The 16,243-nt window shown below is 70.7% G+C and carries 13 protein-coding genes; 6 read left to right on the top strand and 7 right to left on the bottom strand.

The window, feature by feature from the left end:
• Positions 1-2 precede the first annotated feature (2 nt).
• A complete protein-coding gene (locus tag OHB56_RS39640; RefSeq protein WP_406358746.1) occupies positions 3-1,043 on the top strand; it encodes a cytochrome d ubiquinol oxidase subunit II in 1,041 nt (346 codons plus the stop codon).
• Positions 1,044-1,138: 95 nt separating this feature from the next.
• Here OHB56_RS39640 and OHB56_RS39635 read toward each other — a convergent pair whose 3' ends face one another.
• Both OHB56_RS39635 and OHB56_RS39630 read right to left on the bottom strand, forming a co-directional pair.
• The gene (locus OHB56_RS39635) at positions 1,139-2,719 is read right to left on the bottom strand and encodes a GMC oxidoreductase (RefSeq protein WP_406358744.1); all 1,581 of its coding nucleotides are present in this window, start codon (positions 2,717-2,719) and stop codon (positions 1,139-1,141) included.
• A gap of 174 nt (positions 2,720-2,893) precedes the next feature.
• Positions 2,894-3,376, bottom strand: coding sequence for a gluconokinase (locus OHB56_RS39630; RefSeq protein WP_360032389.1), 483 nt, complete (start codon positions 3,374-3,376; stop codon positions 2,894-2,896).
• 105 nt (positions 3,377-3,481) lie between these two features.
• Here OHB56_RS39630 and OHB56_RS39625 point away from each other — a divergent pair, with 105 nt between their 5' ends.
• On the top strand, positions 3,482-3,685 hold the full coding sequence (locus OHB56_RS39625) for a hypothetical protein (RefSeq protein ID WP_406358742.1): 204 nt from the start codon (positions 3,482-3,484) through the stop codon (positions 3,683-3,685).
• Between the two features lie 22 nt (positions 3,686-3,707).
• Here OHB56_RS39625 and OHB56_RS39620 read toward each other — a convergent pair whose 3' ends face one another.
• Positions 3,708-4,616 carry a cyclase family protein gene (locus OHB56_RS39620; RefSeq protein ID WP_326750934.1) on the bottom strand — a complete coding sequence of 303 codons (909 nt, stop codon included), beginning with the start codon at positions 4,614-4,616 and terminating at the stop codon, positions 3,708-3,710.
• Between the two features lie 39 nt (positions 4,617-4,655).
• Positions 4,656-6,476 carry a glycoside hydrolase family 15 protein gene (locus OHB56_RS39615; RefSeq protein WP_406358740.1) on the bottom strand — a complete coding sequence of 607 codons (1,821 nt, stop codon included), beginning with the start codon at positions 6,474-6,476 and terminating at the stop codon, positions 4,656-4,658.
• A gap of 354 nt (positions 6,477-6,830) precedes the next feature.
• On the opposite strand from OHB56_RS39615, the gene OHB56_RS39610 reads away from it, so the two are divergent.
• The 4 genes from OHB56_RS39610 (at position 6,831) to OHB56_RS39595 (ending at position 12,587) form a co-directional block, all read left to right on the top strand.
• The gene (locus OHB56_RS39610) at positions 6,831-7,784 is read left to right on the top strand and encodes a DUF389 domain-containing protein (RefSeq protein WP_326750936.1); all 954 of its coding nucleotides are present in this window, start codon (positions 6,831-6,833) and stop codon (positions 7,782-7,784) included.
• A gap of 246 nt (positions 7,785-8,030) precedes the next feature.
• Positions 8,031-8,951: an aldose 1-epimerase family protein gene (locus OHB56_RS39605; RefSeq protein ID WP_406358738.1), complete on the top strand. Its 921-nt coding sequence runs from the start codon at positions 8,031-8,033 to the stop codon at positions 8,949-8,951.
• A gap of 257 nt (positions 8,952-9,208) precedes the next feature.
• Complete coding sequence (locus OHB56_RS39600) at positions 9,209-10,987, top strand: cation:proton antiporter (RefSeq protein WP_406358736.1); 1,779 nt, start codon at positions 9,209-9,211, stop codon at positions 10,985-10,987.
• Positions 10,988-11,243: 256 nt separating this feature from the next.
• A complete protein-coding gene (locus OHB56_RS39595; protein ID WP_406358734.1) occupies positions 11,244-12,587 on the top strand; it encodes a chloride channel protein in 1,344 nt (447 codons plus the stop codon).
• Positions 12,588-12,736: 149 nt separating this feature from the next.
• On the opposite strand, the gene OHB56_RS39590 is transcribed toward OHB56_RS39595, so the two are convergent.
• The 3 genes from OHB56_RS39590 to OHB56_RS39580 form a co-directional block, all read right to left on the bottom strand.
• Positions 12,737-14,176 carry a GH1 family beta-glucosidase gene (locus tag OHB56_RS39590; RefSeq protein ID WP_326750940.1) on the bottom strand — a complete coding sequence of 480 codons (1,440 nt, stop codon included), beginning with the start codon at positions 14,174-14,176 and terminating at the stop codon, positions 12,737-12,739.
• Between the two features lie 84 nt (positions 14,177-14,260).
• Entirely contained in the window at positions 14,261-15,184 is a 924-nt protein-coding gene (locus tag OHB56_RS39585) for a carbohydrate ABC transporter permease (RefSeq protein ID WP_326750941.1), read from the bottom strand.
• A 12-nt stretch (positions 15,185-15,196) separates the two neighbouring features.
• Positions 15,197-16,192: a sugar ABC transporter permease gene (locus OHB56_RS39580; protein WP_326750942.1), complete on the bottom strand. Its 996-nt coding sequence runs from the start codon at positions 16,190-16,192 to the stop codon at positions 15,197-15,199.
• Between the last annotated feature and the right edge of the window lie 51 nt (positions 16,193-16,243).

The raw sequence follows: 16,243 nt of genomic DNA, 5'->3' as shown, positions 1-16,243 counted from the left end.
AGATGGCCGAGGTCATCGCCTGGGTCCTGGTGCTCGCGATCGCCGCCTACGCCTGTGCCGGGGGCACGGACTACGGCGCGGGCTTCTGGGACCTCCTGGCCGGCGACGCGGAGCGGGGCAAGCGGGCCCGCTGGCTGATCGACCACGCCATGGCACCGGTCTGGGAGGCCAACAACGTCTGGTTGATCTTTGTCTTCATCATCATGTGGACCGGCTTCCCGACGATGTTCCAGGCCGTCTTCGAGGCGATGTGGCTGCCGCTCGCTCTGGCCGCCGTCGGCCTGGTGCTCCGCGGCGCCGGATTCGCCCTGCGCAAGCCGACCCGGCGACTTGCCCAACGGCGTGTCTACGGGGCAGCGTTCGCCATCTCATCGCTGCTCACGCCCTTCTTCCTCGGGGCGGTGCTCGGCGGCATTGCCGCCGGTCGGGTTGCGGTCGGGACGACCGCCTCCGCGGACGCCTGGGCCAACCCGACCTCCGTCCTCACGGGCCTGCTGGCGATTGCCGCCACCGCGTTCCTCGGGGCGGTGTTCCTCTGCTCCGACGCCCGACGGTTCGACGCCGACGACCTCGTCGACTACTTCCGCCTGAGGGCGCTGTCCGCTTTCGCCGCGGTCGTCGTCCTCGCGCTCATCGCCCTGCCCGTCACCCACGACGACGCCCGGCACGTCTGGGAGGGGCTCACCGGTGGCCTGGGCCTGCTGCTGATCGTCCTGGCCGCATTCTGCGGTCTGGCCACGGTGCTGCTTCTGGTACGCCGGTCCTACGGCTGGACCCGCTACACCTCGGTGGCAAGCGTCGCCCTGACCGTCGGCGCCTGGGGCTTCGCACAGCGGCCCTACATGCTGCCCACCTCACTGACGGTGGCCGAGGCGGCCGGCGCCACTCACACCATGCGCTGGCTGGCGATCGTCACGGTCATCGCGATCGTCCTCGTCGGCCCCGCGCTGGTGCTCCTCTACCGACTCGACACACTCGGAGAGCTGGAGCCGCTCACCGACGCCGACACCCGGGCCGCCGGAACACCCGGGGACAACCTGTAGCGGAGCTCCGGTTCGGGAGAGGACGGAGCCGGCGGCGGGTGGACTCGCCACCCGCTACCGGCTTCTTCGTGGCGTTCCCCGCCCTTCAGCACTCTTCAGCGCAGCCGCGCGGCGATGTGGTCGCCGACCCGCAGGGCGTTGGCGATCGCGGTCAGGGACGGGTTCACCGCGCCGATGCTGGGGAAGAAGCTCGTGTCCACGACGTAGAGGTTGTCGAGGTCGTGGGCTTTGCAGTCGACGTCCAGGGCCGAGCTGCCGGGGTCGGTGCCGAACCGGACCGTGCCGGCCTGGTGGGCGGTGGCCCCGATGGGCATGCCCTTGTGGAGGTAGATGCTGTGCGGCAGCAGGTGGTGTTCGTGCATGCCCAGGTGCCCGAGCATCCCTTTGAGCTTGTGCCGGAGGCGCTCGAGCCCGGCGATGTTGTTCTTCTCGTCGAGGGCCAGGTGGATGTCGCCGTTCCTGTCGAGGGTGACGCGGCTGTCGGCCAGCGGCAGGTCCTCCCCACAGAGCCAGAAGTCGACGGCGTGGTGCGCGAGCATCTCGAACGGCATGTCCGGGGCGACCGCGCCGGCCCAGCGCGGTGCCTCGCCATGGATCTGATCGGCGTCCGACTTGCCCAGCATCTGGATGCCGCCGAGCGGGAAGTCCCAGTCGTCCGCCCCGAGGTACCAGTCGTTCAGCGCCAGTGTCTTCTGGAACTTGGTGGGGTTCGGTTCCTTCGACACGGCCATCAGCGCCAGGTTGTTGTGCCGCATGTAGTGGCGCCCCACCACGTCCGAGCTGTTGGCCAGGCCGCCGGGGTGCTTGTCGTTCGCTGAACGCAGCAGCAGCGCGGCGGAGTTGACCGCCCCGCAGGCGACGACGACGATGTCGGCGCTGAACCCCTCCGTCGACCCGTCGCCGAGTTCGGCGACGACACTCGTGACGGTGCGCCCGGTCGGATCGGTCTCCAGACGCCGGACGTTGGCGCCCGTCACCATCGTGACGTTGTCGTACCTCAGCGCCGGGTCGACGCAGATCACCTGGGCGTCGGACTTCGCGCCGATCAGACACGGGAAGCCGTCCACCCGGTCGCAGCGGATGCACACGCTGTCATGGGTGGCCCGGCCGTTCTCGTCCTGGGTCAGGTTCACCCCGATGGGAAGGTGGAAGGGGTTCAGCCCCTTCCTCTCCAGGTCGTCGCTGAGCTGCTGGATGCGCGGCTCGTGCTCCACCGGGGGGTACGGATACTGGCCGCCGGCCGGGCCTTCCGTCGGGTCCTCGCCGTGTCGTCCGTGGACGAGATAGAGCTGTTCCGCCTGGGTGTAGTACGGCTCCAGGTCCTCGTAGCGGATCGGCCAGGCCGGCGAGATGCCGTCGTGGTGGCGGAGCTCGCCGAAGTCCTCCGGACGGAGGCGGAAGAGCGCGGCGCCGTAGAACTTGGTGTTGCCCCCGACGTAGTAGTTCACTTCCGGGGGGAACGCGTTGCCGTGCTTGTCGTACCAGAACTCGGGGGCGCGGTACTTGCCCTTGACGAAGACGGCTGTGGACTCCCAGTTGTCCCGCTCCCGCGGCAGGTAGTCGCCGCGCTCCAGGATCAGGATCCGTTTGCCGGTGGGGGCCAGTCGGTGGGCGAGCGTGCCGCCGCCTGCTCCCGTACCGATGACGATGACGTCGTAGTGCTGATCGTCGGCCATGTCGAGGTCCCGTTCTCAGGAGTCGTTTGCTGCGCTGGCTGCAGCGACGCCCAGCAGGCCCCCGTGCTGCACCGTGCCGGACACGCAGCCTCGCCGTGGAGACATGCGTGCCCCTTCGAAGCTAGGGGGCGGTCCCGTGAGCGGCGACCCGCCGGGAGCCGAACGGGTGGGCGTTCACCTGAGGGCCCGCACGGCGTCCGCCGCCCGGTCGACGATGGACTGCGGGTCGGCTGCCGCGTCGACGGTCAGCCCCGGCTCGTCCGGCCGCAGCGGTTCGAGGGCGGCGTACTGGGAGGCCTCCATCCGGGCCGGCATGAAATGGCCCACGCGTCCGGCGACCCGTCGTTCGGCGGACGCCCGGTCGATCGCGAGGTGCAGGAACCACACGCCGGCGCCTGCCTGGCGGAGCAGGTCCCGGTAGTCCGACTTGAGGGCCGAACAGGCCATCACGCCGCCTTGGGCCGCGGTCGCCTGCCGGATCCAGTCGGCGAGGGACAGCAGCCACGGCCGGCGATCCTCGTCGTCGAGCGGATGGCCCGCGGCCATCTTCGCGCGGTTCGCGGCCGGATGGAGGTCGTCCGCCTCCAGGAAGGGCACCATGAGCCGCTGCGCGAGCAGTCCGCCCACGGTGGACTTCCCCGAGCCGGAGACACCCATGACCACGACGACCGTGGCCGCCTGTGGGGTTGTTCGCACGACGTTCCTCCGAGGTGGACCCCGTCCGGCCGATACCTGTGTGCGGCGGCGGATCCGAACACCGTCTTGACCGCACATTACGTGAGGTGCGGCGACGCGACCGGGGGGGACCTGCTGGTCGAACGCGTGATTCCGGGAACGGGCCGCGCGCCGGCGGCGGCCGGGATCTGCCGCGCCACCCATGTCTGCCAGGCGCCTCCGACAGCCACGACGGTGCGCTGCCTGGCCGGGGAGCCACTGGAGGACATCGCGCTGCCCCGCAAGCCCTGAACCCGCCCCGGATCCGTGGACCTCAGAGGACGGCGATCGGATTGACCGGTGAACCGGTGGCGTCCGGCAGCCTCAGTGGGGCGATCACGCAGAGGAACGACCAGCGCCCCTCCGCCTCGCAGACCGGTGCCAGGCCCTCGAACTGCAGGTAGTCCAGCAGATGAAGGCCCATGGCGTGGACGGCCAGCACATGCACGGGGAAGTCGATGCCCTCTGCGGAACTCGGGGCGGTGTCATTGTTCCCGTCACCGCCGAGCACGGCGACCCGCCGCTCCGCCAGGAACTCCAGCGCGGACGGATGGAGCCCCGCGCGCGCCTCCGCCGCGTGCCAGGCGCCCAGCTCGGCGCGGCGTCGGCGGTGACCGACCCGGACGAACAGGAGGTCGCCCTCGGTCACACGCACCTGCTGGGCGGTCTCGGCGAAGCCGAGGTCGTCGGCGGTGACGTCATCACCCGGTTCGAGCCACGGCACGCCGCGCAGCCGCGGGATGTCGAGCAGCACGCCGCGTCCGACGATCCCGTCGCGAGCCACCTCGACGGAGAGCGCCGTGGCGCCGTCCGGCCCGACGCTGTCCGTGGCCACACCGCCGTGCAGCGTGCCGTCGTAGATCACGTGGCACAGCGCGTCGATGTGGCTGTCGGCGTCACCGTGCACGTTCATCGCGAAGCTGTCCTTCGCGAAGTGCAGCCCGCTCGAGAAGTCCTCCTCCGGCTGACGGCGCATCCGGTGCCTCGCCGGCTCCGGGTTGTCGGGACCCGGCGACGTCTCCACCGGCGCGGCGAGCGTGATCGTCCGGCCGGCACGCACCTCGCGGGTGGCGGCCAGCACCCGGTCAGGAGTCAGTGCGTCCAGAGCACCCCGGTCGCCCCCGGCCCACGCCGTGCGCGAGGCCAGGCGCCGGTACAGCGCGTCGAACTCGGCCTTCGTCATCCGTGACGCCCCCGGCGGACGGGCATGCGTGACCATGGGTCAGCGCCCGTGCTCCGCGTCGAGTGCCTCGTCGAGGGTGATGGCGGCCATGATGAGAGACAGGTGGGTGAACGCCTGTGGGAAGTTGCCCAGTTGCTCTCCGCCCGGACCGACCTCCTCGGCGAACAGCCCGACGTGGTTGGCGTAGGTCTGCATCTTTTCGAAGGTGTAACGGGCCTGGGACAGCCGCCCCGCCCGCACCAGCGCGTCGACGTAGAGGAAGGTGCACAGACTGAAGGTGCCCTCCGAGCCGCGCAGCCCGTCCGGCGATGCCGCCGGGTCGTAGCGGTAGACGAGGCTGTCGGAGACGAGCTTGCGGTCCATGGCGTCGAGCGTGGAGAACCACGCCTCGGCCCGGGGAGCGATGAAACCGACCACAGGCATGAGCAGCAGCGAGGCGTCCAGGACGTCGCCGTCGTAGTGCTGGACGAAGGCGCGCTCTTTCTCGCTCCAGCCGCGTTCCATGACCTGCTCGAACACGGCGTCCCTCGCCTTGCGCCACCGCTCCAGATCGGCGGGCCTACGGAAGTACTCGGCCAGGCGCAGCCCGTGGTCGAAGGCGACCCACGACATCATCCGGCTGTAGGTGAAGTCCTTGCGGCCCCCGCGGGTCTCCCAGATGCCCTCGTCCGGCCGGTCCCAGGCGTCGGCGAACCAGTCCAGCACCTTGGCCAGGGCCCGCCACCCCTCGTAACTGGCCTGCTGCGCGATCTCACGCCCCTGGGACACCGCGTAGATGGCCTCGCCGTAGATGTCCAGCTGGAGCTGGTCGGCGGCGCCGTTGCCGATGCGGACGGGGTAGGAGCCGCGGTAGCCCTCGAAGTGCTCGAGCGTCTCCTCCGGCAGATCCGGACTTCCGTCGACCCGGTACATCGTCTGGAGCGGCTCGTCCTCCTTGCCCTCGCGCTCACGCAGCCTGTCCACCAGCCAGTGGACGAAGGCGGTGGCCTCCTCGACGAAGCCGAGGTCCAGCATGGCCCGCACGGAGAGCGAGCCGTCACGCACCCAGGTGAACCGGTAGTCCCAATTCCGCTCTCCGCCGACCTGTTCGGGCAGGCCCATCGTGGCCGCCGCGACCAGCGCACCGGTCGGGGCATAGGTGAGAAGCTTGAGGGTGATGGCCGAGCGGTGCACCAGCTCGGGCCACCGTCCCCGGTAGCGGGACTGGCGCAGCCAGTGCCGCCAGAACCGGCTGACTTCCTCGAACTGCCCGGTGAGCCCTTCGACCGTGGGCGGTGCGGGCGCCTCGCCGCCGGACGCACAGACGGTGAACACGACGCCGCCGGACTCGCCGGCGCTCAGCGTCACCTTTCCGCGCACGTCCCGGCCGTCCCGTTCCAGAGGGAAGGTGGACTGCAGGTGTCCGTCGATGCCTGAGGCCTGGAACAGAGCGCCGTTCTCACCGAGTTCGAGTTCGTGTTCGGCCCGGCCGTAGTCGAAGCGCGGCCGGCACTCGAGTGTGAAGTCGACGGTCCCCCGCACGGCACGGGCGACACGGACCAGGGTGTGCCGGTCAGTGGCATTTCGGGTCTGATCCGGGGGCATGAAGTCGACCACCTCGCCCACCCCGTCCGGCGACATGAAGCGGGTGATCAGGATGGCGGTGTCGGGGTAGTAGAGCTGCTTGCAGGACCCGTCGGGGTGCTCGGGGGCCAGCCGCAGATATCCGCCGCCGTCGTGGTCGAGCAGGGCTGCGAAGATGCTGGGCGAATCGAACCGGGGAGCGGCGAACCAGTCGACGACTCCTTGCGACGAGACGAGCGCGGCGGTCTGCAGGTCGCCCACCAGGCCGTGTTCGGCGATGGGAGGGTAGCGGTCCATTGCTGCTCCGAAGTCTCGGAAATACCCCTCAGTCCACTATCCGGCATCCCTGTCGCCCCTGCCATGTCGACATGGTCGAAGGCCACCTGCCCCAAGGGGCCACTGACGACGACAGCCCGCGGGCCGCCACTCGTACGGCGCAACGGCGACCGGCCGCACGTGGTGCCGTGGCCGGCCCCGCGTCGGGGCCGAAGCCGCCTCGGCCGCCAAAGCCGAGCACCGCCCTTCGGCTTGCCGTTCACCCTCCTGGGAGTGTTACTGACTGTGGTCGGCCGGGCGCAGGACGGTCCGACCCCGGCGTACGGGCACTGCGGCACTCCCGTTCGGCCGTCGGCCGAGCGACGGAGGCTGTGGATGGAGCTGATTCATGTCCGACTGGTGAGTCCAGTCGATCTCACCCCTCGGGTGATCGGTCTGCTCACCGGTGACCGCTATGTGTTCAACCTGGTTGTCCTTCCCGGACTGGCGCAGAACCCCGACGGCCATGCGATCGAGTGCGACATCCTGGCGGGTGCGGCCAACGCCGTGCTGCGCGGTCTGCGCGAGCTGGAACTCGACCGCCGCGGGTCCATCGTCATCGAGCCGGTCGAGATGGCCTTCTCCGGCGCCGCGGCCGAGGCGGAGCAGCAGCAGCTCGGAGCGCTCGCGCACGCGCCCGTCTGGGAGGAGGTCGAAGCGCGCATCCGCGCCGAGGGCACCTATCTGCCGAGCTTCTACGTCTACCTGGTCATCGCGGGCGTCATCGGGGCGGTGGGCATCATCACCAACTCCCAGATCCTGATCGTCGCGGCGATGGTCGTCGGACCGGAGTACGGCGCCATCACCAGCGTCGCGCTGGGCATCAGCCATGGGAACCGCGCCAGGATCCGGCAGGGCCTCTTCGCCCTGACCGTGGGATTCCTGCTGGCCATCCTCGTGACCTTCCTGTTCTCGTGGGTGATCCGGGGCCTCGGCCTTCAGCCCAGGGCATTCGAGCTGGGCATCAGACCGGTCTCCACACTGATCGACGCCCCCAACGCCTTCTCGGTCATCGTCGCGGTCCTGGCCGGCATCGTCGGGATCATGTCGCTGACGCAGGCCAGGACGAGCGCGCTGCTGGGCGTCTTCATCTCGGTCACCACCATCCCCGCCGCCGCCGACATCGGCGTCTCCTGCGCGTTCTCCAGCTGGAGCCAGGCGCGCGGATCCCTGATCCAACTCCTGCTCAACATCGTGCTGCTGATCGTGGTGGGTGTGCTGATGCTCAGATTCCAGCGCGCTGTCTGGCAGTACATCGGCCGACGCGGCAGGCACTCCGGCGGCGGATGAAGCCGCCACCCCGTCCGGGAGCGGCACCTCACCGATGCGCCGACCGTTCTGCTGCCGGGCAAAGCGGCGGCTCCGCTGCCTGTGGCTCCAGTGAGCGAACATGCGGGGCGATTCCGCCCGCGGGAACGTGTCGCGCTTGACCGGGCCGGTGACGGGCCGCACGCTCCCGACGAGGAGGCCGGGACCACAGGCCACCATGACGCCCACGACCGAGAACGCCGGCCGGGCGGACCGAGGAGGCCACACGTGCAGGAGAGCCGCACCGGACGGCAGCTGACCCTGCGCCATGGCGCACACAGTGCAGTCGTCGTCGAGCTCGGCGCGGCGCTCCGGTCGTACGCGATGGGTGAACGCGTCGTGGTCGACGGTTTCGCCGCACAGGGCCGGATCACCGGCGGGCGCGGCCAGATCCTGGTGCCGTGGCCCAACCGGATCCGAGACGGCCGGTACCGCTGGGACGGGCAGGACCTCCGACTGCCGCTCACCGAGCCGGAGGGCGGCAACGCCATCCACGGACTGCTCCGGTGGACCTCGTGGCAGGTCGTGGAGGCGAGCGACGACCGGGCCGTCCTGGACGTTTCGCTCTGGCCGCAGCCGGGCTACCCGTTCCATCTCCACGTCCGCGCCGAGTACGCCCTGAGCGAGAGCGGACTTGAAGTCGCCGTCACCGCGCGCAACCTCGACACGAGCGCCGCGCCCTACGGCTTCGGCCAGCATCCCTATGTCATGGCGGGCACCGCTGACGTCGACCAGTCGGTGCTGACCGTGCCCGCCCGGACGTGGCTGCGCACCGATGAGCGCGGCCTGCCCGTGGCCGCCGAGCCGGTTGCCGGGACGCCGTACGACCTGCGTACGCCACAGACTGTCGGAGCGCGCCGGCTGGACACCCCGTTCGGCGACCTCGACCGGGACGCGGACGGGCGGGCCGTGGTCCGCCTGGCCCACCCGTCGGGCGCTGTCGGTACGGATGTGTGGCTCGGTGAGGGAGCCGACTACCTGCAGCTCTACACCGGCGACACCCTCCCACCGGGGGAGCGCCGCCGCGCGATCGCCGTCGAACCGATGAGCTGCCCGCCGGACGCCTTCCGCAGCGGCACGGGGCTCGTCGGCCTCGGCCCGGGCGAGCAGCACACCGTCCGGTGCGGAATCACGCCATGGGGGAAATGACGGCACCGTCATGGCAGGACCTGACCCTCATGAGGTCGAGGAGCGCCCTTCGGCGTGGGCCCCCGAGGGATTCACCGCACACGTACAGCCCTGGGGCCGGTCGCCGCAGCCGCCGCAGCCGCCGTAGCCGCCGCCGTGGTCATACAGGCCAAGATCGCCACCGCCGTCTCGTGGCGCCGGGCTGTCCCCGCTCCCCGCCTCCGGCTGCCGGCAAGAGCACCGAGCCGACTCATCACCACGCACCGTAGGGGCCACCCGTGACGACGGATCAGGTACTCACCGGAGTGGGCCTGATCCTGGTCCTCGCCGTCGGATCGCAGATCCTGGCCGGCCGCCTGCGCATCCCCTCCCTCATCGTCCTGCTGCCCGTCGGCTTCGCCGCCGGAGCACTGATCGACGACGTCGACCCCGAGCGGCTCCTGGGGCCGGCGTTCTCACCGCTGGTGTCGCTGGCCGTCGCCGTGATCCTCTACGACGCGGGGCTCGGGCTGAACCTGGAAAGGCTGAAGGGACACACCCGCCGCGTCGTCGTCAGGCTGATCTGGATCGGAGTACTGGTCACCTGGATCCTCGCCGCACTCCTCGCCGCACCGTTGCTGGGCATGTCCCAGCAGGCGGCCATCATGATCGGCGCGATCCTCGTGGTCTCGGGGCCGACGGTCGTCGGACCGCTCCTCGGCTTCGTGCGGCCCAAGGACCGGCTCCAGCACCTCCTCGTCTGGGAAGGCTCCCTCATCGACCCGGTCGGAGGCATTCTGGGAGCTCTGGTCTTCCATGCGGTCACGGCCGGCATCCACCACCGACCCGGCACCGTAGCGGCGGACTTCCTCGCCAGCGTGGGCATCGGAGTGGCCGGCGGAGTGGCCGGGGCGGCTCTGCTGTGGGGGCTGTTCCGGATGATGCGTCTCGGCGAGGTGCTCGGCACCACGGCTCAGCTCGCCGCGGTGATCGGGGTAGCGGCGCTCTGCGATGTGCTGCGCGACGACACCGGACTCATCGCCGCCGTGATGATGGGCCTGGCCGTCGCCAACCTCCCCGGCATCGACGTCCCGGCGCGCCGCCCGTTCTTCGAGACCCTGATCAGCCTGGTCCTCGGCCTGCTCTTCATCTCCATCTCGGCCACCGTCACACCACAGTCGCTGCGCCATGTGGCCCTGCCCGCGCTCGGGCTCGCCGCGTTTCTGGTGCTGGTCGTCAGACCTCTGGTCGCGGCCGTGTCCACCCTCGGCACGGATCTGACGCGCGGCGAAAGGTCGTTCATCGGCTGGATGGCGCCCCGCGGCATCGTCGCGGCCGCCACCGCGTCGACGTTCTCGGCCGGCCTCGCCGCCGACGGGATCGGCGGCGCGTCGAAGATCCTCCCCGCCACGTTCGTGGTCATCGTCGCGACCGTGACGCTCTACGGCCTGACCGCATCCCCCGTGGCCCGGCTCCTGGGTGTCGTGCGCCCCTCCCGATCGCGTCCGCTGCTGGTCGGCGGCGACCCGTGGGTGGTCGACCTCGGTGTGGCCCTGAAGTCAGCGGGTCTGGAGGTCTTGATGTGGGCAGGGCAGGAGCAGCAGCGCGAACGCATCAGCCGGGCCGGGATCGAGCTTGCGCCCGGTGAACTACTGGCCGCCGTCACGGGCCGGGGCCCGGAACTCGAGGGCATCACCGCGGTGTTCTTCCTCACCGCCGAGGACGACTTCAACGCACTGGCGGCAACGATTCTGCGGGGCAGCGTGGAAGGGGCGGTCCACCGCCTCGGCGCACCGCCCGAGAGCCACGGCGTGATGGCGCCGTTCATCGGTGGCGAGGTCCTGTTCGGCGCGGATCTGACCTGGCAGAGCCTCTCCCGCAGATACGAGCACGGGGCGATCCTGCTGGCGCAGCCCGCCGGCAGTGCGCGGCCGTCCGGCAGCGATCTGCTGTTCCTCGTACGGCCGGACGGCCGCCTCGATCCGGTCACGGAAGCCGGCACACCGCTGCCGGATCCGGGGGACACGGTCGTCCTGCTGGCCCCGGGCGGGCGGGGTGCCGCGCGTCCGCCGGAGTAGGCAGGCCGCTGCTCAGGCAGTTGCCGGACGAACGCGCCTTGCCCGGATGAGGTGGCGCACCGTCAGTGGGTGCGTCCTCCGTCGGCGTCGGCCCGGCGGGCTCCGTGCTTCCCGCATGGACGGCCTCGGCATGCCGACGTCAGGACCGTGTGCCAGCGTGAAAACGCGCCCGGAGCGGGTGACGGGGCGGTAGCGGTTCGCTGAGGGCAGCCGGTGAGACCTCTTATCGGGTCCGCGTCACAAGGAGGCAAGGCGCATGCCGGACGCCAGGGCAGGACTCGCGAACGCGTCACCGCCGGATCCGTTCACGATCCTCCGGAGCCGCAGTTACCTGGTGCTTCTGCTGATGGCCGCGCTGGTCGGCGTACCGGTGTCCACGATGGCGTTCTGCTTCCTCGCGCTGGTCAACAAACTCCAGCCGATCCTCTACACCGATCTGCCCGAGGCGCTGGGCTTCCAGGGCACGCCGCCGTGGTGGCCGCTCCCCCTGCTCGCCGTCGGGGGACTGCTCGTGGGGCTTACTGTGCAGTATCTGCCGGGGCGCGGAGGCCACGAACCGTCGGGCGGGCTCAAGGCCTCCGGCACGCCCACGCCTGTCGAGCTTCCCGGCATCCTGTTCGCCGCCCTGGCGACTCTGGCCTTCGGCGCGGTCCTCGGACCGGAAGCGCCTCTCATCGCTCTCGGCGGCGGACTGGCCGCGGGCGCCGTGCGCCTCGTCAAACGTGACGTCCCGGAACGGGTGAGCGCGATGATGGGCGCGGCGGGCAGTTTCGCGGCGATCAGCTCTCTGCTGGGGTCCCCCCTGCTCGGCGCGTTCCTCCTGATGGAGGCTTCGGGGCTCGGTGGGGCGATGCTGGCCCTGGTGCTGGTGCCCGGCCTGCTCGCCGCGGGCATCGGCGCACTCATCTTCATCGGCCTGGGATCCTGGACCGGGCTGGGCACCTACTCGCTGGCACTGACCGACTTGCCCCAGGCCGCGACACCGACCGTCGCGGAGTTCGGCTGGGCGCTGGTCATCGGACTGTCGGCCGCCTTCGTGGGCGTGGGACTCCGAGGGCTCGCCGTTCGCCTGAAGACGCGGGTCGAACGTCGACGTGTGCCGGCCACGGTGGTCCTGGGCCTGGTCGTGGCGGGATTGGCGATCAGCTATGCGGAGGGCACCGGCAAGCCCGCGACCGACGTGTTGTATTCGGGCCAGTCGGCGCTGGGCCCACTCCTCTCGCAGAGCACCGCGTATTCGATCGGGGCACTGTCGCTGCTGGTGTTGTGCAAGAGCCTGGCCTACTGCGCTTCGCTCAGCAGTTTCCGGGGAGGCCCCGTCTTCCCCGCGATGTTCGTGGGCGCTGCGGGAGGCATCCTGCTCTCCCACGCCCCGGGGCTGTCCCTCGTCGCGGGGTTCGCCATGGGCGTCGGCGCGATGAGTACCGCGATGCTCAGACTTCCGTTGGTCTCAGTCCTGCTTGCCACCCTGCTGCTCGGGTCACAGGGGCTCACGGTCATGCCGTTGGTGATCGTCTCGGTCGTGGTCGCGCATGTCGCGTCCGCCAGGCTCACACCTCCTCCTCCCCCGGAGCCAAAAGGCGCACCGAGGCCAAGCTGACAGCAGTCCTGGGCAGTTTTGTGCCGGGCAGGCCGGCGACGCGCCCGCCTTCACGGACGGTATGGCCCGCCTGCGTGTTCTCCGTCCACGTGGGCGGCCCCGCCTCCGGTGCGGCACCCGCGAGGGTGCCGCACCGGGTCGGCCCCGGGTCAGGCTCCGGGGAGGACGCCGCTGCGGGCCACCTCGGCGTACCAGCGGGCACTGGCCTTCGGGATGCGGGTACCGGTCGGGTAGTCCACGTAGACGGCGCCGAAGCGCTTGCTGTAGCCGTGCGCCCACTCGAAGTTGTCCAGCAGGGACCACAGGAAGTAGCCGCGTACGTCCGCGCCGTCCACGATGGCCCGGTGGACGGCGGCCAGGTGGCCGCGTACGTAGGCGATCCGCGCGGGGTCGTTGACCTGGCCGGAAGGGTCGGCGTAGTCGTCGAACGCCGCGCCGTTCTCGGTGATGTACAGCGGCAGCCGCGGGAAGTCGGCGGCCAGGCGGCGCAGCAGGTCGTACAGGCCGGTGGGGTCGACGGCCCAGCCCATGGCGGTGGTCTCGCCGGGCGGCTGGTGGAAGGCGACCTTGTCCGCGCCCGGCCAGGGGCTGTGGGCGCTCCTGCCGTGTCCGTCGGAGGTGTGGGTGCCGCTGCCGTCGGTCGCGGAGACGACGGTGGGGGTGTAGTAGTTCACGCCGAGGAAGTCCAGCGGCTGCTGGATCTGCCGCAGGTCGCCGTCGCGCACGAAGGACCAGTCGGTCAGTTCCGCTGTGTCCTTGAACAGGTCCTCCGGGTAGGCGCCCCGGAGCATCGGACCGGTGAAGACCCGGTTGGCGAGCGCGTCGATGCGCCGGACCGCGTCGGTGTCGGCGTCGCCGGCGGTGAGCGGGCGGACCTGGTGGATGTTGAGGGTGACCGAGCACCGGGCGTCGGCGGGAAGGCGGTCGCGCAGTGCCTGGACGGCCAGACCGTGGGCCAGGTTGAGGTGGTGGGCGGCGCGCAGGGCGGCGACCGGGTCGGTGCGGCCGGGGGCGTGCACGCCGGAGCCGTAGCCGAGGAAGGCGCTGCACCAGGGCTCGTTCAGGGTGGTCCAGGTCTTCACCCGGTCACCCAGGGCGTCCGCGGCGAGGGCCGCGTACGCGGCGAACCGCTCGGCCGTGGCGCGCTCGGGCCAGCCTCCGGCGTCCTCCAACTCCTGTGGCAGGTCCCAGTGGTAGAGGGTGGCGACGGGCTGGATGCCCTTGTCCAGCAGGTCGTCGACGAGGCGCCGGTAGAAGTCCAGGCCCTTCTGGACGGCGGGGCCTCGGCCGGTGGGCTGGATCCGGGGCCAGGCGAGGGAGAAGCGGTAGGCGCCCAGGCCGAGTTCGGCCATGAGGGCGACGTCCTCGCGCCAGCGGTGGTAGTGGTCGGTGGCGGTGTCACCGGTGTCGCCGTTGCGGACCCGGCCGGGGGTGCGGGCGTAGGTGTCCCAGATGGACGGTGTCCGGCCGTCCTCGGCGGCGGCCCCCTCGATCTGGTAGGAGGCGGTCGCGGAGCCCCAGAGGAAGCCCTTGGGGAAGGTGAGGGCGGCGTCCGGGGCGGACGCGGTCTGCTGTGCTGCGGTGACCACGTAAGTCCTTTCGGGGTGGTGGGGGTGGTTCGCGGGCGCGCGTACCGGACCGGGCGGCGAGGCGGCCGGGCCGGGTGCGGCGGGTCAGCCCTTGACGGCGCCCGCCATGATGCCGCTGACGATCTGACGGCCGAAGACGATGAACATCACCAGCAGCGGCAGGGTGCCGAGCAGCGCGCCGGCCATGATCAGCGACTGGTCGCGGACATAACCCGCGCTGAGCTGGGTGAGGGCGACGGGGACCGTCGGATTGGTCATGTCGAGCACCACGAACGGCCAGAAGAAGTCGTTCCACGCGTGCACGAACGTGATCATGAACAGGACCGCCATCGCGGGCCGTGCGACGGGCAGCACGATGCTCCAGAAGATCCGCAGCGAGTGCGCCCCGTCCACGCGTCCGGCCTCGACGAGTTCGTCCGGCAGCGCCTCCGAGAGGTACTGCCGCATGAAGAAGACGCCGACCGCGCTCACCAGGGTGGGGAAGATGACGGCGGGCAGCTGCTGGGACCAGCCCAGCTCGGACATCATCATGAACAGGGGCACGACGCCGAGCTGCGGCGGCACCAGCATGGTGCCGATCACCAGCATGAGCAGGGCGTTGCGCCCCTTGAACCGCAGCTTGGCGAAGGCGAAGCCCGCCAGGGTCGCGAACATCACCGTGGACAGGGCGATCACTCCGGCCACGATCAGGCTGTTGATCATGGCCTTGCCCATGGCCGCCTCGTCCCAGGCGCGGGCGAGGTTGCCGAACAGGTTCGGGCCGGGCAGGAACGGCGGCGGTGTCTGGCTGACGCGGGTGTTGTCGGTGGAGGCCGCCACCATCGTCCAGTACAGCGGGAAGATCGACAGCACCGCCATGACGGCGAGCAGGACGTAGGCGAGCGGGCCCGCGTGGTGCTGGCGGCCGGCGCGCGGGCGCATCAGCCGGCGTCCGCCGCCGCGGCCCGGCTTCTCGGCGGGGGTCCCGGCCGGGGTGTCCGTCCGGGCCGGGAGACTGTGGGTGGTCATGGCGACTCCAGGTCAGGACGTACGGGAGCGCAGGCGCTTGATCAGGCGCTGCGCCACGAAGACGAGGACGAGCAGCAGGAACATCGCCCACGCGACGGTGGCCGAGCGGCCCATCTGGTAGTTCTTCCAGCCCTCCTCGTACAGCAGCAGGCCCAACGTCTGGTACTGGTTGTCCGCGCCGCCGGTGACGCCGTTGGGTCCCTGGCCGAAGATCAGCGGTTCGCCGAACAGCTGGGTGGCGCCGATCGTGGAGAGCACGATGGTGAAGACGATGGTGGAGCGGATGCCGGGCACGGTGACGTGGGTGAACTGCTTCCACCGGGAGGCGCCGTCGATGGCCGCGGCCTCGTACCGTTCGGCGGGGATCGCCTGCATGGCGGCCAGGTAGAGCAGCGCGTTGTAACCGGTCCAGCGCCAGATGACGATGGTGGAGATCGCGACCTGGGCGGGCCACTTGTCGGCCTCCCAGTTCACCGGGTCGACGCCGACCGCGCCGAGCGCCCAGTTGATCATGCCGAAGTCGCGTTCGAAGATCATGGTGAAGACGAGGGCGGCGGCGGCGACCGAGGTGGCGTACGGGACCAGCGAGGCGACGCGGAAGAACAACGAGGCGCGCATCCGGTAGTTGAGCAGGTGCGCCAGCCCGAGCGCCATCAGCAGCTGCGGCACCGTGGAGATGACGCCGATGGTGAGGGTGTTCGCCAGCGCGTTCCAGAACCGTGAGTCGTTCCAGAGGTCGACGTAGTTGTCGAACGCCACCCATTCCATGACGTCGAGGGTGGCCAGTTCCACCCGGTGCAGGGAGATCCACGACGTGTAGACGAGGGGATAGAAACTGAAGGCGGCGAAGACGACGAAGAACGGGGCGACGAACGCGTACGGGGCGCCTCTGACGTCCAGCCGGTGCAGCAGCGCGCCGCGCTGCCGGGCGGCGCCCCCGCCGTCCGTCTTCGGCGGCGGGCCCGAGGGCTCCCCGCCGGCCAGGGCCTTGGTGGTGGAGGTGGCCACCCGACTTTTCCTTCCTGGGAGCGGATGTGTGAGCCGCCCCGGGCCCGCCGG

This window comes from Streptomyces sp. NBC_01635 (assembly GCF_045209715.1).
Taxonomy (GTDB): Bacteria; Actinomycetota; Actinomycetes; order Streptomycetales; family Streptomycetaceae; genus Streptomyces; species Streptomyces hirsutus.
This window is presented reverse-complemented; position numbering and strand designations above follow the sequence as displayed.